The 11,139-nt window shown below is 37.7% G+C and carries 11 protein-coding genes and 1 tRNA gene; 5 read left to right on the forward strand and 7 right to left on the reverse strand.

Features of this window, described 5'->3' with window-relative positions:
- Nucleotides 1-7 precede the first annotated feature (7 nt).
- From CD039_RS06105 to hemE, 5 genes are all read right to left on the reverse strand, one after another.
- Nucleotides 8-81: transfer RNA gene (locus CD039_RS06105), tRNA-Met, on the reverse strand.
- Nucleotides 82-568: 487 nt separating this feature from the next.
- The gene (locus tag CD039_RS06110; RefSeq protein WP_103371550.1) at nucleotides 569-1,126 is read right to left on the reverse strand and encodes an RBBP9/YdeN family alpha/beta hydrolase; all 558 of its coding nucleotides are present in this window, start codon (nucleotides 1,124-1,126) and stop codon (nucleotides 569-571) included.
- A 328-nt stretch (nucleotides 1,127-1,454) separates the two neighbouring features.
- On the reverse strand, nucleotides 1,455-2,852 hold the full coding sequence (hemY, locus tag CD039_RS06115; RefSeq protein ID WP_103371551.1) for a protoporphyrinogen oxidase: 1,398 nt from the start codon (nucleotides 2,850-2,852) through the stop codon (nucleotides 1,455-1,457).
- 25 nt (nucleotides 2,853-2,877) lie between these two features.
- Nucleotides 2,878-3,801, reverse strand: coding sequence for a ferrochelatase (gene hemH, locus CD039_RS06120; protein ID WP_103371552.1), 924 nt, complete (start codon nucleotides 3,799-3,801; stop codon nucleotides 2,878-2,880).
- 52 nt (nucleotides 3,802-3,853) lie between these two features.
- On the reverse strand, nucleotides 3,854-4,888 hold the full coding sequence (hemE, locus tag CD039_RS06125) for a uroporphyrinogen decarboxylase (protein ID WP_103371553.1): 1,035 nt from the start codon (nucleotides 4,886-4,888) through the stop codon (nucleotides 3,854-3,856).
- Nucleotides 4,889-5,256: 368 nt separating this feature from the next.
- Between hemE and CD039_RS06130 the strand changes: the two genes are divergently transcribed.
- Nucleotides 5,257-5,757 carry a signal transduction protein TRAP gene (locus CD039_RS06130; protein WP_103371554.1) on the forward strand — a complete coding sequence of 167 codons (501 nt, stop codon included), beginning with the start codon at nucleotides 5,257-5,259 and terminating at the stop codon, nucleotides 5,755-5,757.
- A gap of 157 nt (nucleotides 5,758-5,914) precedes the next feature.
- Here CD039_RS06130 and ecsB read toward each other — a convergent pair whose 3' ends face one another.
- A complete protein-coding gene (gene ecsB, locus CD039_RS06135; protein ID WP_103371555.1) occupies nucleotides 5,915-7,138 on the reverse strand; it encodes an ABC transporter permease EcsB in 1,224 nt (407 codons plus the stop codon).
- The gene (ecsA, locus tag CD039_RS06140; RefSeq protein ID WP_002472705.1) at nucleotides 7,135-7,872 is read right to left on the reverse strand and encodes an ABC transporter ATP-binding protein EcsA; all 738 of its coding nucleotides are present in this window, start codon (nucleotides 7,870-7,872) and stop codon (nucleotides 7,135-7,137) included. The genes ecsB and ecsA overlap by 4 nt, the downstream gene beginning before the upstream one ends.
- Before the next feature lie 128 nt (nucleotides 7,873-8,000).
- Here ecsA and CD039_RS06145 point away from each other — a divergent pair, with 128 nt between their 5' ends.
- The 4 genes from CD039_RS06145 (at nucleotide 8,001) to prsA (ending at nucleotide 10,923) form a co-directional block, all read left to right on the forward strand.
- Entirely contained in the window at nucleotides 8,001-8,426 is a 426-nt protein-coding gene (locus tag CD039_RS06145) for an HIT family protein (RefSeq protein WP_002472706.1), read from the forward strand.
- A 79-nt stretch (nucleotides 8,427-8,505) separates the two neighbouring features.
- On the forward strand, nucleotides 8,506-8,871 hold the full coding sequence (locus tag CD039_RS06150; RefSeq protein ID WP_049408168.1) for a YtxH domain-containing protein: 366 nt from the start codon (nucleotides 8,506-8,508) through the stop codon (nucleotides 8,869-8,871).
- A gap of 258 nt (nucleotides 8,872-9,129) precedes the next feature.
- Nucleotides 9,130-9,687 carry a DUF3267 domain-containing protein gene (locus CD039_RS06155; RefSeq protein ID WP_002471140.1) on the forward strand — a complete coding sequence of 186 codons (558 nt, stop codon included), beginning with the start codon at nucleotides 9,130-9,132 and terminating at the stop codon, nucleotides 9,685-9,687.
- Nucleotides 9,688-9,933: 246 nt separating this feature from the next.
- Nucleotides 9,934-10,923, forward strand: coding sequence for a peptidylprolyl isomerase PrsA (prsA, locus tag CD039_RS06160; protein ID WP_103371556.1), 990 nt, complete (start codon nucleotides 9,934-9,936; stop codon nucleotides 10,921-10,923).
- Nucleotides 10,924-11,139: the final 216 nt, after the last annotated feature.

Genomic DNA, 11,139 nt, shown 5'->3' on the forward strand with positions numbered 1-11,139 from the left:
TTGGTTATTGCGGGAGGCGGATTTGAACCACCGACCTTCGGGTTATGAGCCCGACGAGCTACCGAACTGCTCCATCCCGCGGTAATACTATTTAAGACTACCTTTCTAATATATCATCTAATTGAAAGTAAGTCAACAACTAATTTACATTAGTTTTACAAATTCTTTAATAAAGCACTCATATTTGGGTGCCTCATTAACAATGACTTTTACAGTATATAAACTTTCACAAAGAAAGTCAATGCATTGCACAAAGAAATTGTTGTAAAAAAGCACTACATCGTACATAACTATACCTAAAGTGTTTAAATGGTCTCAAAAAGTTCTCTGCAAGCATAAATCATATTTTGATCTTACCATTATCCTCTAAGCAGAATTGACCGTTAAAACAATCTTCACTTCCCCCCCTATCCTACTCGAAAAAAGGAGAGTCACACATCTCACGCTGACCTCATCTCCTACTCGAAAAAAGAAGAGTCGTACATCTCACGCTTAGACGCCTTTCGCCTCATAGCCGCCCACCACACCCTACTATACTAAAAAGGAGAGCACCACGCCCTCCTCTTAATCAATCACTCATAATACCTTGCATGCGATTCTGAAGCTTTGTGAAGGTCGTAAAGCCATTATCTTCTAAGAAGTGGCCACCTCTCTCAGTAACTTTACAACGACCGTCCAACGCCTGCATAAGACGTTCTGTTTCTTTATAAGAGACATGGTGATCATCTTTAGAACATAAACCATAGAAACGATCGACTTTCTTCTTCACAGCTTCGTAATCAATTGAAATTCCATCTAAATTAATATTTTCATCGATATCTTTCGCATCTTCCTTAAACCCTGAAATACTGAAGAATCCTTCAATGTGTTCAACTTCAGATTGCTCAAGATATTTTAAACTCGCGATGGTACCGAAACCATGAGTAACGAAATAAGTTTCATACTTACGGATATGTATTTGCTTGTTCATTTCGTCTACCCAGTGCACAATTGCATCATTATCTTCCACTGGTAAATTAAATAATGTGACATGATATCCTTCAAGTTGTAAATTATTGCTAAGCCATTCGTACCAGTGATTTGTCGAATTACCATATTTTGAATGCACGATAATTACGTCTGTCATATAGCATGCTCCCTCACTTAGACTAATTCATTTTCCGTTCTTAATTTGAGTTCATTTTAACATACTTTAACTCATAGCTCATGAATTACCTTTGTTACAGAATCCCGTCTCACTCTGTTCACAAACTCTTCCCTACCTTTTAAAAGTCAGAACAACTACACTAAAATAAATAAAAACCGCCCCATAATCTTAAATTATGGAACGGTAAATCATTCAACCATGCAATGTCAGCCGAGCGCTGAACTCAACCTAATTCATTATCAAATTGACCAAAGAAGCAGTCGAACTTGTCTCGATTCTTTACAAATTCGCTCACTACTTCACGCAACTAGAAATCTTCCATCAGACTTTCTACCGCTTCTTTCGCTTGTTTCACGCAGTCTGGCAAGCCCACAGCCTCAAATGGAGCGCCTGTAATGCGTAAGCGTGGATACGTCTGTTGGATGTGATCTTGTATGTCGTGAATCGCTTTAATATGCCCTACGTGATATTGTGGCATACTCTTAGGCATACGATTAACAATACTAAAATCAGGATCACCTTTGAAGACCATCATGTTGCTTAAGTCTTCAGTTATCATGCGCACGATTTGTTTGTCATTATGATCTTGAACAATCGTGTCGCCCGGTCTACCTACATAAGCGCGCAATAGAACCTTTCCTTCTGGAGTGGTAAAAGGCCATTTGTTGCTCGTCCATGTACAAGCCGTAATGCGCGTATCACTCGTTCTTGAAATAACAAATCCTGTGCCATCGTAAGTGTTCTCGATGTTGGATTCATCAAAGGCTAAGACCACCGTAGCTACAGATGTAGAATCCATCGTCTTGAAATAATCGAAAGCTGGGTCGTGCTCAAACCATTTCATAAATGTTTGATGTGGTGTTGTGACAACCACACCATCATATTCCACTTCTTCCCCATCAATGACTAAATCGTAGTTCGTTTGAGATACGATGATATCTTCTACTGCTGTGTTGTATTTAATCTCAACATTAAATTGTTGAACTAAATAGTCCTCGAGATACTCAATAAATGAGCTTAAACCATTTTTAAATTGACGAAATTGACCGCTTGGTGCGCCTGGATAAAGTTGTTTCTTACGCTGACGTTCTTGCTTCTCGTGTTTCATTCCTTTAATCAAACTGCCATATTCTTCTTCTCGTTGCTTAAATTGTGGGAACGTACTCATGAGGCTCAATTTGTCTATATCTGTACCGTAAATCCCACCCATTAAAGGTTCAATCAAGTGCACAAGCACTTCGTCACCAAGGCGTTCCCTGAAGAAGTCACCTACTGAAATATCATCGGTCATCTTGATTGGCTTTTTAAACAAGTCTAAACCTGCACGCAACTTACCTTTAAAGGAAATCAGACGTGTCTTAAGAAACGGTTTCACATCGGTTGGAATGCCCATAATTGAGCCACCAGGTATAGGATATAACTTGTTCTTCGCATAAATATAGGATTGTCCTGTGCGATTCGTCTCAAGTTGGTCACCTAAACCGATATCTTCCGCTACATCTGTCATGATGCGCTTACGTCCTAAATAAGATTCAGGCCCTAGTTCAATCGTATATCCATCCTTACGATAAGTCTTGATCTTTCCACCAGGACGTCCTGTAGCTTCGTATATTGTCACGTCGACATCTGGATGCTGTTTCTTAATATAATATGCACTCGATAGACCAGTGATTCCTGCACCAATAATCGCTATCTGTCTTGCCAATTGAATTCACGCTTCCTTTACTTGCTTAGTAGATTGATTGTACCTCATCCACAATAGCTCCAATAAACAGTGGATCCGTGTTCGGCATTTGAGGTCTGTAATAATTAACTCCGAGTTCGTCGCATACGACTTTACACTCGTGATCATTGTCATAGAGCACTTCGAGATGTTCACAGACGAAACCAACAGGTGTGTAGATGAAGTGTTGGTAACCGTGTTCTTGGTAAAGTGTTCTCGTTAAATCTTGAACGTCAGGTCCAAGCCATGGAGTGCCCGTATTTCCTTCTGACTGCCATCCTTCTGCTACATGAATAATATTAGAATGAGCTCTCATTAATTCTGCTGTTTCATGCAATTCTTGAGGATATGGGTCATTGTTACGTTCAATCATACCTTTTGGTAAACTGTGTGCGGACACAACAAGCACAGTGTTGTCATGTTCTCCCTCAGGAATTTCTTCCAATGTTTCATTTACTTTTTCTGTCCAATATTGAATAAATTTAGGTTGTTTGAAGTAATGTTTCACATGTGTCAATTTGATATCATATTTGTCAGCTTCTTCTTCAGCCCTTTTATCATAAGAACCTACTGAGAATGATGAGTAATGAGGGGCTAGTACTACCGTTACCGCTTCTTCGATACCATCTTGATGCATCGCTTCGACCGCATCTTCAATATAAGGATGGATGTGTTTCAAACCGATGTATAACTTAAACGTCGTATCCTCATATGCCTCATTTAATGCGTCTCTTAAAGCTTCAGCTTGCTTGTCTGTCGTATGTGCAAGCGGTGAAAGCCCTCCGATAAATTCGTAACGATCTTTTAAATCTTGAACCTCTTCTTCTGAAGGTTTCTTACCGTGACGAATGTCAGTGTAATATGGTTCAATATCGCTTTCTTTGTATGGCGTTCCATATGCCATTACGAGTAAACCTACAGTTCGAGTCATACGTGACCATCCTTTTCTACTTAACTTTTTCTTTGTGTAAAATGCATGTTACCTATCGACGTGAATACTCATGTACGAATTGCGTCACTTTCTTCAATGTTTCAGGTTGAACTTGTGGGAAGACGCCGTGTCCAAGGTTGAAGATGTGTTTACCATAATCGCGACCTTGATCAATAATCTGCTTAATATTCTCTTCGATAACCTCCCATGGCGCTAATAATAACGAAGGATCTAAGTTACCTTGTAGCGTTTTAGTAAGACCTAACTGTTTAGCTTCTTGAATCGATAAACGCCAGTCTAAGCCAAGCACATCAATCGGTAAATCATTCCATTCTTGAGCGAGATGACTCGCGCCTACACCAAACAAGATGATGGGCACATCGTGTTGTGCTTTAATACCGGAAATAAGCTTCTGCATCGCCGGCTTGATATAGCGACGATAATCACTCACGTTAAGAGCACCTACCCAAGAATCAAATACTTGAATGAGCTCTGCACCTGCTTCAATTTGCGCGCTGACATAAGCAATAGACATGTCTACGAGATGATCCATTAATGCGAACCATGTCGCTTCATCGCGATACATCATCGCTTTTGTAAAGTGATAGTTTTTAGATGGTCCACCTTCAATCATGTAGCTTGCTAAAGTAAATGGTGCGCCTGTGAAACCGATGAGTGGCACATCTAACTTCTCTTCAGTTAATAATTTAATCGTATCTAAGACGTAAGGTACATCACGCTTAGGATCGATCTGCCCTAGTTTCTCCACGTCTTGAATAGACTTGATTGGATTCGAGATGACAGGGCCTACGCCTGATTTAATTTCTACGTCTACACCTATAGGCTTTAACGGTGTCATGATATCTTTGTATAGTACTGCTACATCAGTACCATAATTGTCTACCGGTAAGTGCGTCACATACGCACATAATTCAGGTTGATGTGTAATTTCGAAGAGTGAATATTTCTCTTTTAAGCGTCGATATTCTGGCTGTGAACGACCTGCTTGTCTCATAAACCACACTGGAGTATGAGAAACAGGTTTGCCTTGAATCATATCTAGAATAGTATTGTTCTTATTAGACACCGCGCTTCCTCCTACTTTATAATCATTCTTATCTATATTACCACATTGACTTTTCGGTGGTATTTTAAACTGCTTAAATGTCACAAAAAAGACATACAGCTTACGTTTAGAAAAGCATTGTCGCAACGTTTATGTTATATTATTAAACAATCATTATCATAACATATCTTGACGCTAGCGTTAGCTCGTTAAATTACATTTTACTATTAAAATGAGCGTAAGAACGTGTACGAAACGGTAGAAAAATGTTTAACAGATAGATATTTAAGTTATGAATAAATGTAAGGTGAACATCATATATTGCAATTGAATGGTGAATCACTCGTGAACGATCATAGAAATAAAGACAGCTCAAGGGGGTAATCGCTATGAAATTATATGCGACATACGGTACTTATGGCTATTTGAATCAAATTCGAGTAAAACATCCTGAACATCCACTCTTACAGTTCTCTGCACCTGACTCTTCAGTCATCTTTGAAGAAACAGATGGTAAAACTGTGCTTAAACAACCTATCGTATACGATGTGGTAAATGCGACAGGTGAATTAAACGAAGATCAATTCTTCTCTGTATTATTTATACCAACATCTGAAGATCACGCTTATCAACTTGAGAATAAATTGAAAAATATTTCTCCTGATTTCAGCCAATATGCTGGTTTCAGAAGTTACCGTTTCTTAAAACCAGAGAAAGGTATGACATATAAAATCTACTTCGGATTTAATTCACGCAGAGACTACGAAGACTTCAAACAATCTTCAACATTCCAAGACAACTTTGCTAAATCTGCATTAAGTCAGTTCTTCGGTTCTTCAGGTCAACATTCAAGTTATTTTGAACGTTACCTCTTCCCAATCGAAGAATAAGTGGATGGATATGTAAATATTTTCGGTTAACATTACAAAAAACGCAAAATTACAGTAAACAGCCCACAAATGAACAAACATTTGTGGGCTGTTAGTTATATTAGAAGCATTAACCTGATCACAAGCTCTAGTTTTTAAATTTCGTTTCTTCTCTCCATCAATCACGCAATAGCGTCTCTTGGTATTTTAACTTTTTAACAATATTAATTATTGTAAGCCAGCCTACTAAAATAAAGACGAGACTTGCAAAGATATATTGGATAGCAATGAACGCATAAATAATGATAAAGATCACCGCAACGACAATCATTAAGCGATAGAGGAACTGACGGTAACCTTTAATCACTTTACTATCATCGACTGGCCAAACTTGTGGCCATAAACCATACGCCTGCTGTGTATAGAACTGCGCCATTTGAAGTAAGATGATATACATAAATAGACTGCCGATGATAAGACTAATAATCGGTTGGTGTAACCAAATCATTAATACTGCCGCGATAATGACTAAACGTAGAATGATATTAAACGCATCTTTCCCTCGCGCAAAGCTACGAGTAAATAGGAATAAATACATGCGTTCACTTGAGAATTTAGAACCTTTAGGCACAGACAATAAAGGATCTAAATAACGACGTCGTACTGCAGATTCGCTGAGATGTTTCACATCTGTAAACATGTTGACGAATTTGTAGTAATTCGTATGGTGTTGCTGCTCGATTTGTATCATGCGTTCCCACGGAAAGAGATGATTGCGACTCGCCAACCAGATAAAGAATGCAAACGCGATGAGCACACCTATGATAGCTACACTCGTGAATTTGCCCACATCTAGTGCAACATAGTATCCCATCGTAAAGATAATGAATAACACGACGTGCACAGACCAATTCTCAAGGCCATACTTAAACCATTGCCACTTCAATACCAAACCAAGAAACGGTGCAATAATGGCAAGAATGCTAAAGAGAATATAGAACCCATACGTGTGACCCTTAATTTGGTAGAACAACGGAAAGAATACAATGAGTAGCACGATTTGTAGTGCTATCCGTTGCAAGTAGCTATAAATTAAGCTGTAACGCATGTAGCGTGTCATATGTCGTTCGAACGGTAGTAAGAATAACTTGTCCGCTTCTTTCAATAACGTGCGTACCGGAAACATCGAAGTTAAGGCGAAGATGATACTCGTGATGGGCGAATAGTTGATTCCTTTAGGAATGGCACGCAACCATTGACCGTAGCCAAGGATAAAGGCGCCTAGTAAGAGGACAAGAAATACTGAGAAATGACCATTAAAGATAAATTTATTGTAGTAGCGCTTCTCTTTAGCAATGCCCTCTTTACGCGTCTTAAACAACGCTTGCGCTTGATCTATCATACGCGTGTACCACCTTGTGTCACGTGAATGTAGATTTCATCCAATGTCTTATCCGTTAAACCTGTTTGTTCACGGAGTTCATCTAAGTTGCCTATTGCTACAATTTCACCTTGGTCGATAATAATAAATCGGTCACAGTATCGTTCTGCTGTCGCTAAGATATGTGTACTCATCAAGACCGTACGGCCCTCTTCTTTCTTCTCTACCATTAAATCGAGCATAGATTGAATGCCTAGCGGGTCGAGTCCGAGAAACGGTTCATCGATAATGTAGAGTTCAGGTTCTACGATGAACGCACAGATAATCATGACTTTCTGCTTCATCCCTTTAGAAAAATGACTCGGGAACACTTTTAATTCCTTCTCTAAACGGAAGGTCTCAAGTAATGGCTGTGCTCTTTTCATCGCAGTTTCGCGACTAATATTATACGCCATCGCTGTCATATAAATATGTTCTTCTAAAGTTAATTCGTCATATATTACGGGCGCTTCAGGAATGTATGAGAGTTTACGTCGATACGTTTCTACATCATCTTGAATATTTGTTCCTGAAATTGAAAGTTGCCCTTCAGTAGGTTGTAGAAGCCCTAAGATGTGCTTGATCGTTGTACTTTTACCTGCACCATTCAGCCCTATCAAACCTACAATTTCACCTTCATTCAATTCGAAATTGAGATCTTTAATCACAGGTTTCTTGCCGTAACCACCTGTGAGATGTTCAACTTGTACTGTCATACGGCACCTCCATACATGTATTCTACCAAATTGTAGCACAGAATCATAAAGATACTAGCATGAAATGACGGGTCAATTTGAATAATGCTATAATAGAAATTATGATAATAACAAGGAGTGAGGTAAAGATGTCTGAAACAATTTTTAGTAAAATTATCGATGGTGAAATTCCTAGTCACAAAGTATATGAGAACGACTATGTGTATGCGTTTCTAGATATTTCTCAAGTCACTAAGGGACATACGTTACTCGTACCTAAGAAACCTTCTGCAAACATCTTTGAAACAGATGCAGAAACGATGAAACATATCGGTGAAGCACTACCTAAAGTTGCAAATGCGATTAAACAAGCATTTAATCCAGACGGTCTCAATATTGTACAAAATAACGGTGAGTTTGCCGATCAATCTGTCTTCCATCTTCATTTCCATTTCTTACCACGTTATGAGAATGATGTTGACGGTTTCGGTTACAAATGGGAAACACATGAAGATGAACTTAATGATGATAAAAAAGCAGAAATTGCAGAACAAATTCGTGCGCAATTTGACTAACAATGCTTATTCCGTTGTGAAACGGGTACAGTGATAAATAAGTATGATATGAGACTTTGTTAATGTGAGGAGAATGAATATGAAAGCAGTGCAATTACTACTTGGTGCGAGCGCTGGTATTGCGACAGGTTTAGGTGTCGTATTGATGAATCGTAATCGCAAAAATGCGCCAGTATCTCATGCACAAGCGAAACAACCTGTAGGTGCAGAATCTGAACTTGATAGAGAAATCAATACGATTAAACAAAGTATTAACGATATTAAAAACTATGCAGTTCAAATCAAATCTGAAAGCACAGCGTTCGGCAGTTCTATTGGCGATGAAGTGAAAGAACTTATCGGTAACTTTAAATCGGATATTAATCCAAATATCGAACGTATCCAATCTAATATCGAGAATTTACAAAATAGAGGCGAAGAAATTTCAAAGACATTTGAGAAATAGAACGTCTCACATTTAAATAATTGGCGTGAGTTGAAGGCACTCATTTGATGAATAATTTGAGCGTAGATCAATGTTATAAGGCACCTCAACGCACGCACTAATGATTAAGGTAGGTCGAAGCCAAGATAATGCTTACGCCCTACCTTTTTGTGTTGTTCTCAATCCTTACTTGACGCATGAGCCATTTGAATAGATAATACTAAAGTGATTAAGTGCAACGAAGTTAACGAACAGAAGTTAAAGTAAGGAGTAACGCCTATGTTTATATGTACGAGACAAATTGATATCAACGCTCGTTTTGGTTTACCACGTCTTGCATTTTTAGGTTTCGTCACTACGATTATTTCATTTTTAATATGTTATGAGATTATGCATTATTATTCGAATGAACCATTAACCGATCATTATTTTTTACTTTTCGTACTCGGTGCGCTCTTGCTTTATCCGTTACACAAAGTGTTCCATTTATTATTTTTGTTACCGTACTATAAATCTTTTCGCATTTATAAGATTAATAAAAAGAAGGCCCTGCCGTTTTATAATGTTTACGTGAATACACCGGTTAATAAATATTATTTTGCTTTAGGTTTAATTCTACCGTTTATTATTATTACGGCACTTGGCATTATCTTGACGAAACATTTTTTAAGTTTAGGACATTATTTTATGTTTATCGTAGCTTTGAACATGGGCTTTTCAATTTTAGACTTTTTATATTTGAAAATGATTCTGCTGTCGAATGAAGGCAATTATATTGAAGAACATCAAACAGGAATTAACATTTTAAGAAAAACAGATGGTAGATATCATATATAATTAGAATTCATGAAGGTGAGACGCCGCAAGCCATGCGATGCTGTCTCACCTCTTTTTTACATAAAGCCGCTTACAACTGAGATTTAAGATATTACTTTGCATAGTCCGAAATCTTTGCGATACTAACAAGTGACGTCACAAGTTGAAACATGTTCATACTATAGTCCAATGGATTTCAGTTTCAATTGGTGCTTAAATAATAATATGTTATATTAGCGATGTTATTCTTACAAAAGGAGTTTGACGATGAAAGCATTTAAAAAAGTACTGATACCCTTAACTGCAAGTGCCCTTCTACTCGGAGGTTGTGGGCATGACGCGACAGAATCTAAAGATAATACATTAATTACATCTAAAGCTGGGAATGTCAAAGTAGCTGATGTGATGCATAAAATTGGCGACGAACAAATCGCTAACAGTTCGTTCCAAATCTTACTTAACAAGCTTCTCAATAAGGAATATAAAGATAAAGTTGATACGAAAGATATCGATAAAGAAGTGAAACAAGAAGAAAAACAATATGGTGGTAAAGACCAATTCGAAAGCATGTTGAAACAACAACATATGTCTATCGATGACTATAAAGAAGAAAAACGTCTTCAAGCTTACCAGAAACAACTTTTAGAAGATAAAGTGAAAGTGTCTGATAAAGACATCAAAGACAATACGAAGAAAGCGTCACATATCCTCATCAAGGTGAAAGAAGATAAGAAAGATAAAGAAGGTTTATCCGATAAAGACGCGAAGAAAAAAGCTGAAGATATTCAAAAACAAGTGGACAAAGATCCAGATAAATTCGAAGACATTGCCAAGAAAGAATCTAAAGATACGCAAACAGCCAAAAAAGGCGGTAGCTTAGGTTACGTTTATAAAGGTCAAATGGATGAGAAATTTGAAAAAGCGCTATTCAAGCTTAAAGAAGGACAAGTTTCTGATGTCGTGAAGACAGATTATGGCTACCATATCATCAAAGCGAATAAAGAAGATGATTTCGATAAAGAAAAAGGCAAACTTAAATCTAAGATTATCCAACAAAAAGTACAAAAAAATCCTAAACTCTTAACAGATGCTTACAAAGATTTACTTAAAAAATATAAAGTAGATTACAAAGACCGTGATATCAAGAAAGCTATCGAAGATTCAATCCTTGATCCACAAAAAATTAAACAACAACAGCAACAACAAGAACAACAACAAGCGATGCAAGGCGGCCAAGGTATGTCTATGGGTGGCTAAGCAAGATAGTAAAGACGCAGTTGAACAGGCTCATGTTCAACTGCGTCTTTTTCGTATTCTGAATGTCTGCTTAAAATCGGAATTGCAAATTAAATTGGCGTATCAAAAAGAGCTTGAGACACAAATGTGAATTGACTTCAGAGTTAAATAAAAAGCAAGCTCAAAATAAATTCTTGAGCAAATTTTCAATGTGTACTCGAGACGCTTGATGGATCT

The organism is Staphylococcus argensis (assembly GCF_002902305.1).
GTDB lineage: Bacteria > Bacillota > Bacilli > Staphylococcales > Staphylococcaceae > Staphylococcus > Staphylococcus argensis.

What these genes read in the sequence shown, in the direction of transcription:
- CD039_RS06110 (WP_103371550.1), bottom strand. Translation starts at nt 1,126, where the DNA reads ATGACAGACGTAATTATCGTGCATTCAAAATATGGTAATTCGACAAAT.
- hemH (WP_103371552.1), bottom strand. Translation starts at nt 3,801, where the DNA reads ATGACTCGAACTGTAGGTTTACTCGTAATGGCATATGGAACGCCATAC.
- CD039_RS06130 (WP_103371554.1), top strand. Translation starts at nt 5,257, where the DNA reads ATGAAATTATATGCGACATACGGTACTTATGGCTATTTGAATCAAATT.
- ecsB (WP_103371555.1), bottom strand. Translation starts at nt 7,138, where the DNA reads ATGATAGATCAAGCGCAAGCGTTGTTTAAGACGCGTAAAGAGGGCATT.
- ecsA (WP_002472705.1), bottom strand. Translation starts at nt 7,872, where the DNA reads ATGACAGTACAAGTTGAACATCTCACAGGTGGTTACGGCAAGAAACCT.
- CD039_RS06145 (WP_002472706.1), top strand. Translation starts at nt 8,001, where the DNA reads ATGTCTGAAACAATTTTTAGTAAAATTATCGATGGTGAAATTCCTAGT.
- CD039_RS06150 (WP_049408168.1), top strand. Translation starts at nt 8,506, where the DNA reads ATGAAAGCAGTGCAATTACTACTTGGTGCGAGCGCTGGTATTGCGACA.
- CD039_RS06155 (WP_002471140.1), top strand. Translation starts at nt 9,130, where the DNA reads ATGTTTATATGTACGAGACAAATTGATATCAACGCTCGTTTTGGTTTA.
- prsA (WP_103371556.1), top strand. Translation starts at nt 9,934, where the DNA reads ATGAAAGCATTTAAAAAAGTACTGATACCCTTAACTGCAAGTGCCCTT.